The organism is Nonomuraea sp. NPDC005650 (assembly GCF_040605375.1).
GTDB lineage: Bacteria > Actinomycetota > Actinomycetes > Streptosporangiales > Streptosporangiaceae > Nonomuraea.
The window spans coordinates 181812-200344 of the sequence record NZ_JBEXCR010000024.1; the positions used below are offsets into that span (position 1 = coordinate 181812).

Genomic DNA, 18533 nt, shown 5'->3' on the forward strand with positions numbered 1-18533 from the left:
CTGAATCCCATGAAATGGTGGTTACTCCTCGCGTCCCTGATCGTCACGTTGCTCACCGTCTGGCTGGTCCTCTACGCGGGCGTGGCGCTGTCCACGCTCCTCTCCCTGGGGGCCGGCGCGGTCAGCCTGCTCTGGCTGGTCGTCATCCTGACCGTCCCGTGGAACCTGTGCCTGGCCGCCCGCCACGTCCTGCACGAGATCCAGGTGTCCAGGGAGGCCGGCATCGAGGTGGCGCGGCACCGTGAGGACGAGGCGCGGCGCATCGCCCGGCGCATGCTCGTGCTCGCGATCTCCGGCCACGTCGCGTCCGCCGCCGTGATCGCGGTCGTCACCTTCTTCGCGGGGGCCCAGATCGGCTACTACTTCTCCGGCTTCTACCTGCTGGCCACCGCGTTCCGGCCGATCGCGGCGTACACGAAGCACCTGCGCGACCGGGTCAGGACGCTCGGGCAGGAGGTGCGCTTCCCGCGCGCGGACGTGCTCGCCCTGCGCGAGCGGGTGGCCGAGCTGGAGACGGTCACGCGGGGCCTCAGAATGGCCGTCGAGGACCTGAACGCCGCCCGCACGGGTCTGGAGCTGGCCGACCACGATCTGGGCCGCAGGATGACGCTCATGGCCCGCCGGTTCGACGAGACCGTGGACGGGCTGAACGACAACCAGGAGGTGATCACGGGGCTGAAGGCGTTCCTGCGGCTGATCAGGACGGACCCCGCGTAGGGGGCTCGAGGTCGCGCAGGACGGGCAGGGCGCGAGCGGCGTACACCGGGTCCACGGGCAGCACGTGCCGCGCCCACCAGCGCGCGGGCCCGGGGTCGGGGGACGGCTCGGTGAAGGCGGGGGCATAGTCGTCGTACGGCGGGTCGTACAGGTAGCCCGTGGCCACCCCGCGCCGCTCCAGCTCGGCGATGGCCGCGTCCCTGTCGCGCACCAGGAGCGGCACGCGGAACAGCGGCTGCCGCACGTTGTCGCGTACGGCCGGCGCGACCGTGGGCAACTCGGCCAGGGCCGCGACGCCCGCCAGCCGCCGCCCGCGGTCGGCGGCCACCTTGGCCAGGCGCCTGGACTGGTACCAGCGGGCCACCCGGCCGCGGCGGGCGCGGTAGTCGTGCAGGTCGGCGCGTACCCAGGGGTCGAAGGGCGGCAGCTCGGGGATCCGCTCCAGCGCCTGCTTCAGGGCCTCGGGCTCCAGGGAGATGCGGTAGCCCTCGCGCTCCTCCTGCATGCCGAGCGCGCGCATGAGCCTGAGCGCGGGGCGTACGAGGTCGAGCCTGAGCGCCACCTGGCGGGCCATCGAGGTGGCCACGCCGGTCAGGTCGGCCCGCAGCGAGCCGGGGGCCAGCAGGGCGTCACGGGCCCGCTGGAGCGCGCGCAGGTCGGACTCGTGCTCGACGGCCAGGACGCCGCCCGAGCCCGCCCCCGGGTGCTTGGAGAGGCTGAACACCCCGGCCTGGCCGAAGGTCCCGAGCGGCCGGTCGCCGACGCTCGTCTCCATGGCGTGCGCCACATCCTCGATCAGGATTTTTCCGGACATCTTTCCGGACAGGAAGGGGGCGTCGTCGGGCAGGCCGTACAGGTTGGTCGTCAGGACGGCGTCCACCGCGGCGAGGTCGACGCGGGAGACGTCGATGTTGCCGTCGCGCGGGGACAGCGGCGCGATCACCGGGCGCAGACCGGCCGCGAGCACCAGGAACAGGATCTCGTCGGCCGAGATCGGCGACATGAGCAGCCGCTGGCCCGGCTCGCACCAGTGGCGTAACGCCAGGTAGAGGCCGAGCCGGTTGGAGGGGAGCGCCAGGCAGCGACGGCCCGTGCGCTCCTCGACGAGCCTCACCCCTGCAGGACGGTACGCAGCCGCCCGTAGGTCTTCAGCGCCCTGTCGGCGGTCTTGAGCAGGAACGGGTTGGCCATCACCGTGGCGCGCGTCTTGCGCACCGGCACCCGCATCATCCAGTGGACCCCGGCCGCCGCGCCGATCCTGGCCACCCGCCCCTCGGCCACTTCGAGCTGGCCCGTCTTGAGCTTGTCCTTGTACTCCTTCTCGCCCCGGCCCATGTCGATCACCTCGATGCCGTTCGCCGCCGCCTGCTCGGCCATCGCCAGGTGGTGGATGAGGCCGGGGGAGTACTTGGCGAAATGGGTGTCATAGGCGGGGAACCACCCGGCGAGCGTCGTACGCGTACGCAGGCCGAAATGCCCGGCCACCGGCCGCCCGTCCACGTAGACCATGTCGAGCACCCCGGCGAAGCTCTCCGACTGGGTGGCCAGCAGCCGCTCGACCAGCTCCACGATCCACCGGTGCGCGAACCTGTCGGTGCGCCCGGTGCGGCGGTACTGGTCGGTCTTCCAGCCGAGCAGCGTGTGCAGGGGCGCCAGGTCGGTGGTCGCGTAGTCGTGGCTCATCGACCCGGCCTCGCGCTGCAGCTTGCGGGACTTGGCCAGGGTGGTCTTGTACGTCTTGCCGGAGTGCTCCTTGAGCGTGTCGGTGTAGTGCTCGTAGCCCCCGCGCAGGTCGATGATCGGCGACGGGTGCCTCTCGTGCCGCTCGCTCAGCAGCGGCTGGCCGGAGACCAGATGGTCGAACTCGTACACCGACAGCCCGCACTCCTTGATGAGGCGGCGCGGGTCGATGGGGAGGTCTTTGGCACGTACCATTCCCTGCGCGTCGGTCAGCCCCGCGGCGACCGGTTTGCCGATGCCCAGGGCATGTCGTTCGAAGGGGAAGAAGCCCACGATGTCTGGGCCGTCGTAGAGGACCGCGACCCGTACGACATTCCGGAGTTCGCCTACCGTGATGGTGAATTCCGGGGACAGGAAAGGGCTGTCGAGCGCGGGATCTGCCGCCTGCAACTCCCGCCAGCGGCTCACTTCGGATTGTCCCAGCTCGCGGGGCAGGGCAAGGGTGACGCGCATGGGCTCCTACCGTCGGCATGCCACTGAGTTTCAAGCTTGAGGGGGGACCTGTACGGCCAGGGTAAAGGTTATTACCAGAACTGCTGTAACCGCAGGTCCCGAACGTTACCTAACTCTCAGGTGGTGTTCAGGACCGAGTGGCGTTCTAATGTGTGTCCATGACCGTACCTGGCATCGACCGGCCTGCACTGATCGCGTGGATGGGCCGGAACGTGCCCGACGCGGGCGAGCCGCTGTCGGTCTCGCTGATCTCGGGCGGCAGGTCCAACCTCACCTACCTCCTCGAGGCCCGCGACCGCCGTCTGGTGCTGCGCCGGCCGCCGCTCGGTCATGTGCTGCCCACCGCCCACGACATGCGGCGCGAGTGGCGGGTCATCTCGGCCCTTTCGTCCACGCCCGTGCCGGTGCCCGCGCCGGTCGCCTTCTGCGGTGACGAGTCCGTCGTCGGGGCGCCGTTCTATCTCATGGGGTACGTGGAGGGGTCCGCCGTACGGACCCGGGAGGAGCTCGGCTCGCCGCCGCCGGCGCGGACGCGGCGGCTGTCGGAGCGGCTGGCCGAGGTGCTGGCGGCCATCCACGCGGTGGACTACCGCGAGGTCGGGCTGGGGGACTTCGGGCGGCCAGAGGGCTACCTGACCAGGCAGCTCGAACGGTGGGGGCAGCAGTGGGAGCGGTCGAAGACGGCCGACGTGCCCGAGTTCGACCGGCTCGTGGAGCGGCTGCGCGAGCGGCTGCCCGCCAGGTCCGACAGCACGCTGGTGCACGGCGACTACCGGCTGGACAACACGCTGATCAGGTTCGGGGACCCGATCGAGATCATGGCCGTGGTCGACTGGGAGATGTCCACGCTGGGGGATCCGCTGGCCGATCTGGGGCTCACGCTGACGTACTGGCACGACGAGGGGGACGAGGAACGGGCGCGGATCCCCGTGGCGGGGGACGTGACGGTGGCGCCGGGGTTCATGAACGCGGCGGAGTTCGCCGCGCACTACGCCAAGGTGTCCGGGCGGGACATCGCCGATCTTGGCTTCTATGTGGCTTTGGGCAACTTCAAGCTCGCTGTCATCGTGGAGGGTATTCACGCCCGGTTCCGGCAAGGTAAGACCGTTGGGGAGGGATTCGACCGCATCGGGTCCGCGGTGCCCGCGCTGATCTCCCGGGCGCACCGCATGCTCGACCGGCCCTGACCGCCCGAGGACCCCCGACCAAGGAGCGACGCCATGAGCACAGTTGCACTCATCACCGGAGCGGCCAGCGGCATAGGGGCCGCCGTGGCGCGGCGGCTGTCGACGGGCGGCGCCAGATGCGTCCTCGTCGACCTCGACGGTGAGGGCGTCGAGAGGCTGGCCAAGGAGGTGGACGGCGCGTGGCTGGCCGCCGACGTCAGCCACGAGGAGGCCTCGCTGGAGGCGGTGGCGCTGGCCGAGCGGCGTTACGGCCGGCTCGACGTGATGCACCTGAACGCGGGGATCCCGGGCCGGGTGGACCTGGCCGACTTCGACCTGGCGCGCTACCGCCAGGTGGTCGGGGTGAACGTGGACGGCGTCGTCTTCGGCGTGCGGGCCGGCGTCCCGCTGCTCAAGCGGTCGGGCGGGGGCGCCATCGTCGCCACCGCGTCGCTGGCCGGGCTCGTGGGCTTCGCCGGCGACCCGATCTACACGATGACCAAGCACGCCGTCGTCGGCCTGGTCAGGGCGCTGGCCGAGCCGCTGGCCGCGCAGGGCATCCGGATCGGCGCCGTCTGCCCGGGATTCACGGACACGCCGCTGGTGGCCGAGTCGCGGGAGATGTTCGTCAACGCCGGGTTCCCCCTGCTCACGGCCGAGGACGTGGCCGCCGCCGTCGAGTCCGCCTTCTACGCCGAGACCCCCGGCACGCTCCTGGTCGTGCAGCCCGGCCGGCCGCCGGTCCCGTACCGCTACGCAGGGGTCCCGGGCCCGGTGGGCGGCCAGCGTCCTCCTGTCGCCTGAACGGATGCGGCAAGCGGCTTGCAAGCGGGACGATTAGCCTATTTAGGGTCGGGTTCTTGTACGTTTGCAGTCTGTTGGAACGTTCGCAACCCTCGCCACATCGTGAGCCCTTGTAGGTTCGAGAGTCCCTGTACCTTTGCCGCAGCATGAGGAGCATTCGGTGATTCCGACTGACGGCCGGCACGCGCGAAGACGATCCCCGTGGCCGCTCGCGCTCGGAGCAGGCATCCTCGCCGTCGTACTGGTGGCGGGCATCATGGTCTACGCCTCGATGCGCAGCAAGTCACGCAGCGTGTTCAAGGGCGACGAGGTGGCCACGGCGCTCCCCAGCGAGCCCGCGCCTCAGCTGGAGCAGCCGCCCGCGCTCGCCAACTGGCCGCGCTGGGGCGTCACGCACACCCAGTACAGCGCCGACAACGAGCCGCCGCAGGTCGTGGAGGAGGCCAGGGGAGTGCTCGGCCGGGTCCCGATGCTGCAGAACCAGCACATCATGGGCTGGGGCGTCGGCAACCCGGAGCCCAGTCCCGGGCAGTTCAACTTCCGTGATCTGGACCGGCGGCTGAAGTTCATGGCGTCGTCGCGGGCGGTGCCGGTGATCACGCTGTGCTGCGCGCCGGACTGGATGAAGGGCGGGCAGGCCGGGCGTACGGACTGGAGCAAGAACCACACGGTCGCGCCCGAACGCGAGCATTTCGACGACTACGCCAAACTGGCCGTCCAGGTCGCCAAGCAGTATCCGACGGTCAAGCACTACATGGTGTGGAACGAGTTCAAGGGCTTCTGGGACCCGTCCACGAACCGCTGGGACGCCGAGGGGTACACCGAGCTTTACAACAAGGTCTACACGGCCCTGAAGAAAGTGAACAAGGACATTCAGCTCGGCGGCCCGTACATTCCCATCGAGAGCAATTCGAAGGGCGGCCCTTCGGAGCTGAGCGGCCCGTGGGGCACGGTGGACCAGCGGGCGCTGGACGCGATCACGTACTGGCTGGAGCACAAGAAAGGCGCCGACTTCGTCGTGGTCGACGGCGCGTCCATGACGAACGACCGGGGCAACGTACCCGACGATTTCTCCGCCCAGGCCAAGTTCGCCGCCATCACGACGTGGCTGCGGCAGAAGAGCAAGGACCTGCCCGTGTGGTGGGCGGAATGGTACGTCGAGCCGGAGAACTCCGGCTGGTCGGAGGAGAAGCGCACGGCGGTGCAGGCGACGGCGCTGATGGAGTTCGCGAAGAGCGGCGTGACGACGGCCCTTTACTGGAACCCGCAGCAGAAGAGCGCGGGCGAGTGCGCCGGCTGCCTCTGGAGCCCCAAGGTGGGCGGCGAGATGCCGATGGCGGGCCTGCTGAGCGGCTTCACGAAATGGTTCCCGTCAGGCGTGCGAGCGGAGCCGGTGACGACCTCGGACCCGAAAATCAGGGCGCTGGGCCAGGAACGCCAGGTGGTCATGGTGAACACCTCGGACCGCGACGTGACGGCCACCGTGGACGGCCGGCAGGTAACCTTCCGCCCGTACGAAATCAAATGGTCGGGACGAGGCGGCACCTAAAGCCCGGCGCTTCCCAGGGGCTCCGCCCGAAACGCATCGCCCTCCACGATGGGGCGCTTCGCGCCAGGAGGTTCCGGACGGCGCCGCCCAGGGGGCTCCGCCGTTTTCGATCCCCCGAAACCCCCGCTCGCTCCGCTCACCAGGCCCCGCCCGTTGCCCGTTTACCGGGTTGGCCAGTTGGAGCCCACCAGGAAAACTCCGCTCGCTTCAGGGGTCGCCTGTTGCCCGGATGCATTCCGGAAGTCGTCGCGTCTTTCGTGTTCTGGATCACTCGAAATAGAGGAACCCAGAGACTACGAAGGCGCCAAAAGCCAGGAGCGCGGCAACTGTTCCGACGCCGGCCAGCAGGACGATCGACTTCACCACGCCAGGCTTGATCCGGACGATGAGTACTCCCGCGATGAGAGCTACGCCGAAGAAATATCCGCTCACCAGACGAGGATCAGGGTCTAGCGGGCGGATCATGCCGTAGCCCCGGTTCACCACGATTCCCAGCGTCAGTCCAACCAGCCCTAAGCCAAGCAACCCGAGCAATACCGACAGCCTCTGCGTCATAAATACGCGCCCTCTCCAAACATGCTCCTGCTGAGACAGATCAGGCTATCCCGCGCAGATCAAGACCGCGATCTCGAAGGGATGTCAAGTCGTCCATCGCGGGGAGTACTCCACATGAATGTCCTGCCCGCGCCCCGGATCCAGATTGGGCCAGTAGAACAGTCGACAGACGTGGTAGTTGCAGGCGCCCGAGATGTACAGCGATGTCGCGGCAGCAGGCGGCCCCTCATTCGCCACGGCGAAAAAGTGACGGGCAGGTTGTCGAAACGCGGCAGCGCTGCCGGTCAAAAAGAGCGTCTCGGCGTGCACACGCTGGTGGAGAGCGTCCCTGTTCTCCCGGTAATTCAGCGCCCGGTAGTCGATCTCTTCGTCGGCGGGCAGGTCGGTGTCCGGCACACTCGCAGTCCGTACTTCACCGGCAGCGCTTCCAGCAGTGATCTGCTTTCTCAGCTGCTTCCAGCGTGATTGCGGGAACTGCAACGAGTGATGGGCCAGCACGAGATCAAGTGGCCGGTCCGGGCATCTCTCCTCCTTGTCCCAGTCGGGGTTGATCCCTGGAGCGGGCGGAGTGGCACGCATCGGCAGGTAGACCAGCGACCGTGGAGATCGTGCCGCGAGTAGCCACAGCGCGCCGATCCGTCGGCCATCCATCCGGTCCACATACATGTGGTACTGATCGCCGGTGTCGTAGAGCGCCCCATTGGCCAGGGGTTTGGCCGGGCGGATCACCTGGAGTTCCGCGGCTCCCAGTCGCACTCGCTGGACGGTGATCTTTACCTGCATGGTCACTATCCAACCGGATCTCGTGTTCGCTCGGCTGGCCCCGCGGAAATCCCAGAGTTGCCGCGAACCCAAGGGCCGGCGCGGAGTCGTGGGGATGTGTCCGCCCTGACCGTGCTGGGCCGCCGCCCTCACCCGGTTCCCGGGCACGCTCCAACTCGGCCGAGTAGACCTGAGCGATGCCACCCAAGTCCCGCTCGCTACCTGGCAGCCGCGGCCGCACATAACCGGTGACAAGTCGCATTCGCCAGTGCGGTGACCACAAAGGTTCACCGGGCGGTCCCCGGGATGGACGGCAATTCAGAGGAGCGACGTTTCACCAACGGCTGCGAGCAACACGATCGGGAACTCCCGATCAGGCTGGCCGACCGCCAGTGCGACCCATCGGCCTTGGCCCGGATGCCAGACGAACATCCGATCGGTGAGCTGGCAAACGCTACCCATCGGCTCAACCTCTTCGATCTCGCCCTCCAAGTAGGACACTAGGTCGACCTTCTCAGGCCGGCCCCAGCGCGACGTCAGTGCGCTCGCCAGCGACTCGAAGGCGGCAGCGATCTCTTCTTCCGCCGCCTCAACGACATCCTCACTGCGGTCGTCCCAAAAGTCGCGGCTGGCCTGCAGGTAGCACATGTGGTAGCCAGGCCCGCTGCGGCGATACCCCTCCCATACGCCTTCCGCCGGCACCGCTTGTTCTTCTGCGCTCGGAAAGGGCCGGGTCAGCAGGCCATCGACGACCGCCAGTTGATCTTCCGTGGTCATGCGACAAAGGCTAGCTAGGCGCGCCGGTGGTCGCCGCTCGCGCCGTCGATGAGCTCGCGCACGATGTCCATGTGGCCGACGTGCCGGGCGGTCTCCTCGATCATGTGGATGAGCACCCAGCGCAGCGTCACCTTCTCGCCGCGCTCGTTGGTGCCGAGGTCCTCGAGGCCGAACTTCTCGATGACCTCGTCCGAGGACGCGCGGGCGCGGGCGTAGAAGGCGAGGACGTCGGCCGTGGTCTCGCCGGGGTCGACGCGCAGGTCGGCGTCCTCGTCATCGTCGTCGAACGGGAGCTCCTCGTGCTCCTGCCCGAACGCGTCGGCGAACCACCAGTACTCGACGGCCGCCAGATGCTTGACCAGGCCCAGGAGGTTCGTCCCGGACGGGGTCATGGGGCATCGCAGCGCCTCGTCGTCCAGGCCCTCGACCTTCCACAGCACCGCGTCGCGATGCCGGTCCATGCTGGCCTGGAGGCTTTCCTTCTCACCACCGGTGAACGGGACTCTTTTCATGCCCGGAACGTAACAGTTGCCCCGTCACTCGGGCTAAGTGGTGGGGCCACCCGGCGCACCCGCCATGGACCTCGAAAGGCGTGTCACCAGACCCGGTGAACGTATGTGGTCAACGCACTAGTCGGCGGGGATCATCAGGGCTGCGTGCCGGGCCACCGCGGCGGCGCCCGTGCCGGCCAGGACGAAGAGGGCGGCCAGGCCGACCCAGCCCGCGGTGCCGTGTTCGACGGCGGTGGTGGCGAGGATCGGGGAGAACATGGCGGCGATCGCGTAGCCGGTCTGGCTGAGGCCTTGGTAGGCGCCGGCGCTGCGCTGGTCGGCCAGTTCGAAGGCCATGCCCCAGCCACCCGCCTCGCCCAGGATCTCACCCATGGTGTGGGCGAACGCGGCCAAGACGAACAGGACGCAGGCGACGACCAGGTTTCCGTAGCCGGCCAGGGCGTACAGACCGCATGCCGTCGCGAGCAGCCACGACGCGCGCCTGACCGTGCGCCCGGCCTGGCGCACGTCGTCGGTGCCGCGCGAGGCGCGCACCTGGAGCGCGGCCACGACCACGGTGTTGAGGACGAGTAGCACGGAGACGACGGCGGTGGGCGCGCCGGTGGTGGCCACCCAGAGCGGCATGCCGACGGTCAGCAGGCCGAACTGCGTGGCCACCACGGCGTTGCACGCCACGCTCGCGATGTACGTACGGTCCCTGAGCGGCGAAGGCCCGGTGGACGCGGTGCGCTCCCTGACGGCGGTCATCCTGTCGGCGAGCTCCGGCACCTGACGCCCGAGCCCGGCCAGCGGCACGGTGGCCGCCAGCAGCAGGACGCCGGCGACGACCACCGCCACACGGTACGCCGACGCGGTGCCGATCAGGAGCGCCGCCGCGGCGGCCGTCGTGCCCAGGCCGATGAAGACGTTCGTGACCACGCGCATCCGGGCCCGGACCTCGACCCGCTCCGGGCCCGTGTACCACCGCGCCAGCATCGCCTGCTTCGACGAGGAGCCCACCGAACGCATGATCACGGCCAGGCAGGCGATCAGGGTGAACGCGACGGCGTCGGAGACGAACGTGTAGGCGAGCAGCGCAACCCCGTTGAGCCCTGTCGCCACCGTCTGGACGTGGTGCGCGCCGACCCGGTCAGCCAGCCACCCTCCCGCGTACGAGGCCAGCACCCCGGTGCCGCCCGCGATGCCCAGCCCGAGACCCACCGTCGTCGCGCTGAGCCCGATGACGAGCGTGAAGTACAGCGTGCTGACGGTGTAGAAGACGCCGCTGGAGAGCGCGAACGCCATCGTGCTGACGGTCAGTGAGCGGGCGACGCGGTCCTGAGGGAAGAAGGTCTGGATCACGGGGGCCTTTATCCCGTAATAGGGCCTTTGTCGCCAATTGATGTAGCGTATGGCTTCATGGCGGGGCTGATCGAGTACGAGCTCGCGGGGATGGACGTGGCCGACGTCCGCTTCGCCATCTCGCCGCTCAACGAGCTCACGTTGTCGTTGCGCACGTTCCGCGACCCTGGGCGCTATCCCGTGCACCTGCCCTGGCTGCGCCGCACGGAGCAGGCCCGATCCACGCTGGACGTGCCCCTGCTGCAAGCGCTCACCAACGACGACATGTGGACACCGGACTACCTGTCACCCCGCCCCCACGCCCCGCTCACCCGCATCGACGACGAACTCGCCATGGTCGCCCGCGTGCCCGTGGACCGGGTGCTCGACGACCTGCGCGCCCTCCACCCCCGGCTCCCCGAGTCGCTGCGCGGCGATCCGTCGGCCCGCATCCTGGACGCGCTGCGGGACTACTGGCGCACCTGCTTCGCGCCCTGGTGGCCCAGGATGCGCGCGGTCCTGCAGGCCGACGTGGTCCACCGCGGCCAGGTCATCTCGGCCCACGGCCTGGCCGCGATGTTCGCCGACCTCAGCGAGCGCGTTCAGCTGAAGGACGGCGTCGTACGCATGCGGCTGATCAGCGACGGCCGCTACCGGCGCTCCACCAGCGGCGAGGGCCTCACCCTGGTCCCGACCCTCTTCAGCCGGGCAGCCACCGTCCCCATCTCCCCGTCCGAGCCCCCTTTGATCATGTACGGCACTCGGGGTGTCGGCACGCTCTGGCAACCGGAGCCCCGTCACTCCCCAGGGGTGCTCACCGACCTTCTGGGCGCCACCCGGGCAGGGCTGCTCACCATGCTCGAGACCCCCGCCTCATCGACAGAGCTCTCCGGCCGCCTGGGCGTCACCCCCTCAGCCGTCAACCAGCACCTCCGCACCCTCCGCGCGGCCGGCCTCCTCGCCAGCGCCCGCCACGGCCGCTCGGTCCTCTATCTGCGCTCGGAACTCGGCGACGCCCTCGTCGCCGGATCAGGACTCCGGGCCGTCGGTGTCGATGTGGGTACCGAAGCCAGGGCCCCGTCCTGCCCGCCGCCGGCCTAACGCGGAGCGTTCCAGGCTTTGTGGACGAACTCCAGCCGGTTGCCGTCGATGTCGACGACGTTGGCGGCGTAGTAGCCGGGTGCGAAGTAGGATCGGTCGGCCGGCCGGCCCTCGTCGACGCCACCGGCCCTGATGGCCGCGGCGTAGGCAGCGTCGACAGCATCGTTGCTGTCGCAGACGATGCCGAGGTAGAGGCCCGTCTCACCGGCATTGCGCTGCCGCAGCCAGATGCTTGAGCCGACGCCCGTGCCGGAGACATAGGCGGTGTCACCGATGCCGAAGAGGTCGGGCACGTTGTCCGGCCCGGAGGAGGCCCTGTAGGTCCCGAACTCCCTCCAGCCCAGGGGCTTGAGGGCTTCGAGGTAGAACGCCGATGCCCTGTCGATGTCGGTGACCGAGATGTAGACGTGGTCGATCATTTCGGGCTCTCGCTCCACGCGGCGACGGCCGCGATGTCTTCGACGTCGATGAATGCCTCGGCACCTTCGCCGGTGGGGACGACGACGGCGCCGTTCATCGGCTTGAGGAAGGTCTCGCTGAAGTTCTGCATGAACCACGCCGGTCACAGGATGGTGTGGGTCAGCCGATTTCGCCTGGTCAGGTCCAGCTCGACCGAGCGAGTGGCGATCTCCTGCGGCGCGTGCTCCATCCCGTACGCGCTGAGGAAGGTCACGTGCTCAACCCCGGCTGACTCGGCCTCGTCGAGGAACAACGAGACGTCCGCGGCAAAGTCGGTGCGCAGGATGGGCGCCATCAGGTAGACCCGGGTGACGGCCTTGAGCACTGGGGCGTAGGTGTCGCGGTCGCTCCAGTCGAAGGCGACGTCAGCGCCTGATCGCGCGGCCGTTCGGACCGCGATACCGCGGCTTCGTAGGTCGGAGACGACGCGGGAGCCGGTCTTGCCGGTCGCTCCGAGGACGAGGACCGTGGGCTGTGATTCGATTACGCATCCACAGTGCTCTACCGCAATGCGCCTATCAATGCGTACTGCGCTCAGATTGCAACGCGTTACGCTCACCTTGTGGACGTGTTGCAGGATTATCTCGTGAGGGCTCGAGCGTCGGGAGCGGTCTTCGCGCGCTCCGTGGCCTTCCCTCCCTGGGGGTTGACCCTGCCGGGCTCCATCCAGCTCTCACTTCACACGGTGCTGCGCGGCCACGCGTGGCTCTGGCTGGACGACGCAGCCGAGGCCGAGCGACTGCTGCCGGGCGACCTCGCGGTCGTCGTCGGTGGGCGGGACCACCACATCGCGGACGAGCCGAACCCCGGCACCTGCGTCTCCCATGAACAGTTCTGGGCGGCCACGGCAGACGCCGATGCCGCCGATCCGGGCGCATCCGTCTTCTTGTGCGGCGCCTACCGCCTCTCCGGTGACGTCGGTCGAAGTCTCATCCAGGCGCTCCCGCCCGTGCTGGTCATCCGACCGTCCGCTCATGACCAGGTGCACGATGTCGTCTCCCTGATCTCGCGGGAGCTCCAGGAATCGGCGCCCGGCAGCCAGACTGTGCTCGACCGGCTGCTCGACGTTCTCCTCGTCCTTGTCATGCGCGCGTCCTACGAGCAGAGCTCGAGCGCGCCGCGCTGGTACCGCGCCGCCAAGGATCCCCGGCTCGGCCGGGCGCTCCAGGCGATGCACGAAGAGCCACACCGCGGCTGGACCGTCCCGGAGCTCGCACACCTGACAGCCATGTCACGCCCGTCGTTCGCCCGCAACTTCGAGCGCGCGCTCGGACAGACCCCGATGCAGTACCTGACGGACTGGCGGCTGACCCTGGCCCGGGACTACCTCCTGGCCGGCGAGCTCACCCTGGAGCAGATCGCCCGCAGGACCGGCTACACCTCACCCAATGCGTTCGCGGCGGCCTTCCGCCGCCACCACGGCCTGCCACCCGGCCGCTGGCGCGAGGCGAACGCGCCCGTACCTGGATAGTCCGGCCACGGCACCCTCAACTACGAACTAGAAGTCGAATTCGCCCTTGGCCATGCCGTCCTTGAAGGCGGCCCATTCTGATGCGGTGAACACCAGGGCGGGGCCGGAATGCTTGCCGCTCCCGGCTGACTGGAACGACTGGATCCCGCGTATGGGCCGGCCCGGAGGCATGGGCATCGTCGCCGTTGCCGCGGTCTGTGCGGGGAGGTGGGGCACGTACGTCACCGAACGAGAGGAACGCGTGGTCTGGTGCCACGTCCCCATCCCGTGACCAGGGAGCGTCGCACACGTCGTCGAAGCGTTTCCGCGGCCAGGCCGGGCGACGCATCACGGTCGCCTTCGAGGGCTTGGCGTTCGTCATCGGTGAGGTCGAACTGTTCCTGCATCCGCTCGATTTCGTCCCTGACTGCCGGTTGTTGCCCGGCGGCGGCATTGCGTGGGCTGGTAGAACGAGCAGCAAGCACCCGAGCTATCGAAGCGTTTGTGCCAACTCGGCCGCCTTCGCCGAGACAGCTGACACCTCACTGAGGTCATGTACTTCGGCGGATAGATTCTGGAACACCTGCTGAGCCTCTTCGAACGCGTCTCTCTGCTGGCGAGTCTGAGGCGGCGCGATGACCACTTGCAAATCGACGTTCGGGCTGATGGTGCTCGTCCGGCCGACCGAGTCGATGACTCGTGCATCTTCGCCCCTCCGCAGCCGCTCCAGCGCGTACCCCCAGGCCTTTACCTTCATGGGGACGTCTTCAACCTGGGCGAGCTGGAATGACCATGCCTGCGTGAGTTGAACGACCCTGCCATTCGCGATCGCGAAGTCGATCGGGGTGTGTACCCGGGCGCCCACAAAGATCTCGACTTTGGTGCGTATCAGACTCTCTTGAATCAGCGCCTGCTTGAAGGCCTCTCGAAGGCTGCGGCGCAGAACATATTTGGCGACATGTGGCTCTTTTGACGGTGTCACCGGATCGATGATGAGCTGATCGAACACAAACGCGAGGGCTTCTTGTGGATCATCCGCCAATATCGGAGCGGGTTCGCTGAATTGAACGATGTTGCGATGATCGCGGTGCAATTTTGCCAGCCAGTCCTCGTTGAGAGGTTCGCCCTCATCCTCCATGAGGGCGGCCTGGTTCTGGTCGATCTCCTCACCGAGGGCCAAGAGGCAACTCGTGGCAGCTTCGAGAGCCGGCCCGCTGGCGAATTTGGGGATCCTCTCGGTATTGCTCACTTGCCTGACCGCCCATCGGCCGGTGACGGGATCTCCGGCGATGGCCCCGATGTTGACGAACTCACCGGTGCGCGGGTCCGGGAGACAGCGAACAATCGAGTAGACGTAACGACTCATTGGACCGACCTCCCTTCAGATCAACGCTCGTAGCCTGGCGGCGACCGCTGGTGCCCGATGTTCGAGGAACCAGCCGAGTGCTTCCAGATCGTCGTCGGTCACTGGCCACGATGCTGGCACGCCACGCACAACCTTGACGAGAGCATCGCGGTTAATTCTCTCAAGTGCCTCTGACACTCTCCTGACTGCCTCTGCATCGAGGCCGTCTGCAGGGTCGGGCAGCTCATTCGACTCATCGGCACACCGCCGCAGGAGGTCGGCCCTGATGCTTCCGTCGTGAGGCGGCAAGTACAAGCCGTGATCGTGGCTGTAGATGGCTCGGTCGTCGTCCACATCGTGCAGCCATTGCGCGTCGTCCCCGAAGCACCAGTCATATAGGGCGTAAAGCCCAACATGGCGGCTGCGATTGTCGTCCTGCGCTCGATGCTGCAGTGCCGGGCGGGCCTCCACCGCTCGCCCTATCGCAGCATTCGCATGTGCGATGCCGGGCTGGAGCTTGCCGAACGGCATCGGCCAGTCAGCGAGATCTTCGGGGATCCTGATCAGGCTGTTGCCGCACACAGGCGCACCGATGAGACGCCCCAATTCGGCGACCACATACTCGATGGCAAGCGAGCCACGTGCGAACTCCTGACATCCGCCCAGTGCCTTGACGAAGTAGCGGCGCCCATCGCTGGCCAGAACTTGGAATGGGCATGCGAACGATTGGCTGGCCGAGCCGATCATCGAAATGATCGTGGCGGCCTCGGGCCAGGCCTGACCAGTCGCGCGGATCGACCACTGGGCTCTCCTCTTCGGCGACCTCTCCGAGAGGGAAAACAATAGAGGAGCATGCGATCTCGTGCAGGCGCCTTTAGTGAATTGTCCAGATATGGACGTCTCTGCTCGGCGTCTCCATGGCTATGATCTCTTGCTTGATTTATTGTGAAATGCTGGTCTAGATCGCTTTTCGGCGTATTGCGTAATCTCGCCAGAGGGTTTCCAGGTGAGGGAGTGGGTCGCCGTGTCGGCGACAGTGGCTGATCAGGACATGGGGTTCGAGATCGGCCGCCTCCAGGTGGGCTCTGGTTTCCCTGGCCGGGGGCGGGGCTGCCATAGTCGTCAGATGGATCATCGTTCCCGCGCCTGGGCTCAGCGGCGGTTGCGGTCGCTGGGTTGGCTGGAGTTGCTCAATATCCCGCTTCAGGCGGTGGTCTGGTTTGGCGTGGTGGGGTTTCCGGTGACAGCGGGCAACAGCGTGGGCTTCGCGTTGTTCGCGCTTCTCTTACTGGAGGGGGCCGGGTATTGGTCGGCCAAGCTCCGCCAGATCGCCACGCGAAACAGGTCCCTCCCAGGAGCCGGAGTGTTCGTGGTCGCCCGCAGGGGCAATGTTGTCGTGCTGGTGGCTGGATTGCTGTTCATCGTGTGGGCGGTGGTGGTCGATCCGGGGGCTGGAAGCTGGCCGGGCTTGGGGTTCGGGCTGTTCGCGGTGCTGGAGCATGTGAATTACTTCCATGTCCAGCTCATGTACGACACTGCTGAGGATCTCCGCTACCTGCGCTCGCGTGGCTTGCGGCGTGCCCATCTGGCCCGCGATCTCGCAGTCTGGAAGCGTCGCTTATCGCGCCCCTGACCGGCTTGGACAGACAGGTTGAAGATCAAGCAAAGAGGGCCCCACCCGCCGCACTCGCGCCAAGTCTCCCTTGATCAAGTCGTCATGGGACAACGCGAAGTCCCCGTTGGCCATCCACCCGCCGAAATGCTGTCCCATCACGGCATCCGGCAGGAAGGCCCGCAGCCGCCCTCGCATCTCCTTCCGGTACTCGACGGGCTCACCCCACCCTTCGGGCGCCTCGTCCGTCCCGAAGAGCACCCAGTGGTCGACCTCCACGTCGCACCCCGGCTTGGGAGCGCCGCCGCTGTGACCGTCCAGCGCGGGCGCCGTCAACTCTCCGTCATCCAGTGGCCGGTACCAGGGCGTACGGCGGCACCGACTTCGGTGTGCACTCACCGCGCCGGCGCTCCCGGCCGGCCGAGCGTTACAAGGTCGGACGGGGGCTGCTGCTCGCCGAAGTGGTTCGGCGCGGCCGTCAGCTGGGCGCTTGGGGGTGGCCGGGCTCGGAGAACGGCCGCAGGAGTGCGTTTCAGGTGGTGGTGGCCGAGCCGCGGTGGTCGGCGGGGGCGTCCAGCAGGGCGCTCGCCGAGTGGTGGATCTTCCTCAGCGCGTTGAGGAGATGTTCGCGTTCGGTCTCGGTGAGGTCGGCGGTGACCTGCTCTTCGAGCAACCGCCGTTCCTCCTCGACGGGTGCTTGCAGGGCGCGTCCGGCGTCGGTGAGCCACAGCCGGACCAGGCGGTTGTCCCGGTCGTCGCGGCGCCGGGTGAGCAGGCCCGCCGCGGCCATCCGGGTGGCCGCCTTGACCACGTTGGGGGTGGTGACGTTCAGCGCGGCGGCGACCTCTCCCGGGGTGCGGCCGTCCTGCCGCCACAGCACCGCGAGCAGGTGATCTTGCCCCAGGTGCAGCCCATGGCGCCGCATGGCCGCATCGGCCACCGCCCGCAGCGCCTTCGACGTCTTGCTGTGGATGTCCAGGAACTCGGGCACGTCGAGGGCCTCCGGTGACGTCGCGGGCGCGGCATGGTGCGATTGACGGGAGATCGTGTACCGGTTAACGTTCTCTCTGATCGTTAACCGGTACATGACTTAGGGGTTCTCATGATACTGATCACCGGCGCGACCGGGAACATCGGTCGCGAGCTCGTCCGCGAGTTGGACGAGACCGGCGTGCCGTTCCGCCTCCTGGTCCGCGACCCGGCCCGCGCGGCCGCATTGCCCGAGCGGGCCGAACGGGTCGTGGCCGACCTGAACGACCCGGCGACGCTGCCGCCCGCCTTCGCCGGAGTCGACCGGCTGTTCCTGCTCACTCCCGGCATCGGCCTCGACCACACCCGGCACGCCGTCGCCGCCGCCCGGTCCGCCGGGGTGCGCCACATCGTGCACCTGTCCTCGTTCAACGTGCTCGGCGACCCCATGCCCGCCATGGGCCGCTGGCACCACGAACGCGAGCAGGCCATCCGGGCTTCCGACGTCCCGGCCACCTTCCTGCGACCGGGCGGCTTCATGACCAACGCCTTCGACTGGTTGCCCACCATCCGCGAGGCGGGTTACGTCCTCGATCCGGTCGGCCCCGGACGGTACGCGCCGATCGACCCCGCCGACATCGCCGCCGTCGCCGCCCTGACTCTGACCGGTGACGGCCATCAAGGCCAGGAGTACGTCCTCACCGGCGAGGAGCTGTTCACCATCACCGAACAGGTCAAGATCCTCGCCGCGGCGGCCGACCGGGACATCGCGGTCCGGGCGGTGACCACCGCGGAGGAGGCCGTCGCCTCCCGATTCCCCAACGGGGCACCCCCGGCGCTGGCCGAGGCCATCATCGAGGGGTTCCATCTCATGCGCGCCGACACCGCCGGATTCCGCACCGACACCGTGGAACGCCTGCTTCGGCGCAAGCCCCGTACCTTCGCCGCCTGGTGCGCACGCAACGCCGACGCCTTCCGCGCCGCCTGATTCGCATCCGCGCCTCGGCCGCCCCTGCCCACTCGCCCCCTCGTCGTTGACCCGCAGCGACACCCCGGCGAAACCGGAGTCAACGATCTCCTGGATGACCTTCCGCAGCTCAGGGCGATCCTGGCCGGGCCGCGGGGTGATGGTGGTGTGCTCTTCCGCGTCCCCGGGGTCCGGGCGGGACCCCGGGTGACACGCTGCGGGTTGTGGGGGTCGGCATGTTGTCAGGCGGCGTCGAGGGCTTCGGTGATCTTGCG

22 protein-coding genes are annotated in these 18533 nt (G+C 68.1%); 8 read left to right on the top strand and 14 right to left on the bottom strand.

Annotated elements, in window-relative coordinates; genetic code table 11:
• Nucleotides 1–9: 9 nt before the first annotated feature.
• Nucleotides 10–717, top strand: a complete 708-nt coding sequence (locus tag ABZS69_RS37170; RefSeq protein WP_355380337.1) for a hypothetical protein — start codon at nt 10–12, stop codon at nt 715–717.
• Here the strand turns inward: ABZS69_RS37170 and ABZS69_RS37175 are convergent.
• Nucleotides 698–1831, bottom strand: a complete 1134-nt coding sequence (locus ABZS69_RS37175) for a DegT/DnrJ/EryC1/StrS family aminotransferase (protein ID WP_355380340.1) — start codon at nt 1829–1831, stop codon at nt 698–700. The two genes, ABZS69_RS37170 and ABZS69_RS37175, sit on opposite strands and share 20 nt — an antisense overlap.
• On the bottom strand, nt 1828–2910 hold the full coding sequence (locus tag ABZS69_RS37180) for a GNAT family N-acetyltransferase (protein WP_355380342.1): 1083 nt from the start codon (nt 2908–2910) through the stop codon (nt 1828–1830). Before ABZS69_RS37180 ends, ABZS69_RS37175 begins: the two co-directional genes overlap by 4 nt.
• Nucleotides 2911–3068: 158 nt before the next feature.
• Between ABZS69_RS37180 and ABZS69_RS37185 the strand changes: the two genes are divergently transcribed.
• The 3 genes from ABZS69_RS37185 to ABZS69_RS37195 all read left to right on the top strand — a co-directional run bounded on the left by ABZS69_RS37185 (nt 3069) and on the right by ABZS69_RS37195 (nt 6429).
• Nucleotides 3069–4097 carry a phosphotransferase family protein gene (locus tag ABZS69_RS37185; RefSeq protein ID WP_355380344.1) on the top strand — a complete coding sequence of 343 codons (1029 nt, stop codon included), beginning with the start codon at nt 3069–3071 and terminating at the stop codon, nt 4095–4097.
• A 33-nt stretch (nt 4098–4130) separates the two neighbouring features.
• Nucleotides 4131–4880 (top strand): SDR family NAD(P)-dependent oxidoreductase, encoded by a 750-nt coding sequence (locus ABZS69_RS37190; protein ID WP_355380346.1) that lies wholly within the window; start codon nt 4131–4133, stop codon nt 4878–4880.
• A gap of 160 nt (nt 4881–5040) precedes the next feature.
• Complete coding sequence (locus tag ABZS69_RS37195) at nt 5041–6429, top strand: xylan 1,4-beta-xylosidase (RefSeq protein ID WP_355380348.1); 1389 nt, start codon at nt 5041–5043, stop codon at nt 6427–6429.
• A 267-nt stretch (nt 6430–6696) separates the two neighbouring features.
• On the opposite strand, the gene ABZS69_RS37200 is transcribed toward ABZS69_RS37195, so the two are convergent.
• From ABZS69_RS37200 to ABZS69_RS37220, 5 genes are all read right to left on the bottom strand, one after another.
• Nucleotides 6697–6984, bottom strand: coding sequence for a hypothetical protein (locus ABZS69_RS37200; protein WP_355380350.1), 288 nt, complete (start codon nt 6982–6984; stop codon nt 6697–6699).
• 84 nt (nt 6985–7068) lie between these two features.
• Entirely contained in the window at nt 7069–7767 is a 699-nt protein-coding gene (locus tag ABZS69_RS37205) for a hypothetical protein (RefSeq protein ID WP_355380352.1), read from the bottom strand.
• Between the two features lie 297 nt (nt 7768–8064).
• The gene (locus tag ABZS69_RS37210; RefSeq protein WP_355380354.1) at nt 8065–8523 is read right to left on the bottom strand and encodes a hypothetical protein; all 459 of its coding nucleotides are present in this window, start codon (nt 8521–8523) and stop codon (nt 8065–8067) included.
• Nucleotides 8524–8537: 14 nt separating this feature from the next.
• Nucleotides 8538–9035, bottom strand: a complete 498-nt coding sequence (locus ABZS69_RS37215; protein WP_355380356.1) for a DinB family protein — start codon at nt 9033–9035, stop codon at nt 8538–8540.
• A gap of 117 nt (nt 9036–9152) precedes the next feature.
• Nucleotides 9153–10376: an MFS transporter gene (locus tag ABZS69_RS37220; protein WP_355380358.1), complete on the bottom strand. Its 1224-nt coding sequence runs from the start codon at nt 10374–10376 to the stop codon at nt 9153–9155.
• Between the two features lie 57 nt (nt 10377–10433).
• Here ABZS69_RS37220 and ABZS69_RS37225 point away from each other — a divergent pair, with 57 nt between their 5' ends.
• Entirely contained in the window at nt 10434–11456 is a 1023-nt protein-coding gene (locus ABZS69_RS37225; RefSeq protein ID WP_355380360.1) for a DUF5937 family protein, read from the top strand.
• Here ABZS69_RS37225 and ABZS69_RS37230 read toward each other — a convergent pair.
• From ABZS69_RS37230 to ABZS69_RS37240, 3 genes are read right to left on the bottom strand one after another with little or no spacing between them, the layout of a single operon-like run.
• On the bottom strand, nt 11453–11875 hold the full coding sequence (locus ABZS69_RS37230; RefSeq protein ID WP_355380362.1) for a VOC family protein: 423 nt from the start codon (nt 11873–11875) through the stop codon (nt 11453–11455). The two genes, ABZS69_RS37225 and ABZS69_RS37230, sit on opposite strands and share 4 nt — an antisense overlap.
• A complete protein-coding gene (locus tag ABZS69_RS37235; protein WP_355380364.1) occupies nt 11872–12006 on the bottom strand; it encodes a hypothetical protein in 135 nt (44 codons plus the stop codon). The genes ABZS69_RS37230 and ABZS69_RS37235 overlap by 4 nt, the downstream gene beginning before the upstream one ends.
• Before the next feature lie 12 nt (nt 12007–12018).
• Nucleotides 12019–12240, bottom strand: coding sequence for a hypothetical protein (locus ABZS69_RS37240; protein WP_355380366.1), 222 nt, complete (start codon nt 12238–12240; stop codon nt 12019–12021).
• 243 nt (nt 12241–12483) lie between these two features.
• Here ABZS69_RS37240 and ABZS69_RS37245 point away from each other — a divergent pair, with 243 nt between their 5' ends.
• Nucleotides 12484–13386, top strand: a complete 903-nt coding sequence (locus tag ABZS69_RS37245; RefSeq protein WP_355380388.1) for an AraC family transcriptional regulator — start codon at nt 12484–12486, stop codon at nt 13384–13386.
• 27 nt (nt 13387–13413) lie between these two features.
• Here the strand turns inward: ABZS69_RS37245 and ABZS69_RS37250 are convergent, their stop codons facing one another.
• The 3 genes from ABZS69_RS37250 to ABZS69_RS37260 all read right to left on the bottom strand — a co-directional run bounded on the left by ABZS69_RS37250 (nt 13414) and on the right by ABZS69_RS37260 (nt 15457).
• Nucleotides 13414–13611 carry a DUF397 domain-containing protein gene (locus ABZS69_RS37250; RefSeq protein WP_355380369.1) on the bottom strand — a complete coding sequence of 66 codons (198 nt, stop codon included), beginning with the start codon at nt 13609–13611 and terminating at the stop codon, nt 13414–13416.
• Nucleotides 13612–13855: 244 nt separating this feature from the next.
• Nucleotides 13856–14731 carry a DUF3037 domain-containing protein gene (locus tag ABZS69_RS37255; RefSeq protein ID WP_355380370.1) on the bottom strand — a complete coding sequence of 292 codons (876 nt, stop codon included), beginning with the start codon at nt 14729–14731 and terminating at the stop codon, nt 13856–13858.
• Between the two features lie 15 nt (nt 14732–14746).
• On the bottom strand, nt 14747–15457 hold the full coding sequence (locus ABZS69_RS37260; protein WP_355380372.1) for a HipA family kinase: 711 nt from the start codon (nt 15455–15457) through the stop codon (nt 14747–14749).
• A 379-nt stretch (nt 15458–15836) separates the two neighbouring features.
• Between ABZS69_RS37260 and ABZS69_RS37265 the strand changes: the two genes are divergently transcribed.
• A complete protein-coding gene (locus ABZS69_RS37265) occupies nt 15837–16343 on the top strand; it encodes a hypothetical protein (RefSeq protein ID WP_355380374.1) in 507 nt (168 codons plus the stop codon).
• A gap of 511 nt (nt 16344–16854) precedes the next feature.
• Here the strand turns inward: ABZS69_RS37265 and ABZS69_RS37270 are convergent.
• On the bottom strand, nt 16855–17313 hold the full coding sequence (locus ABZS69_RS37270; protein ID WP_355380376.1) for a MarR family winged helix-turn-helix transcriptional regulator: 459 nt from the start codon (nt 17311–17313) through the stop codon (nt 16855–16857).
• 111 nt (nt 17314–17424) lie between these two features.
• Here ABZS69_RS37270 and ABZS69_RS37275 point away from each other — a divergent pair, with 111 nt between their 5' ends.
• The gene (locus ABZS69_RS37275) at nt 17425–18279 is read left to right on the top strand and encodes an NAD(P)H-binding protein (RefSeq protein ID WP_355380378.1); all 855 of its coding nucleotides are present in this window, start codon (nt 17425–17427) and stop codon (nt 18277–18279) included.
• Nucleotides 18280–18533 lie beyond the last annotated feature (254 nt).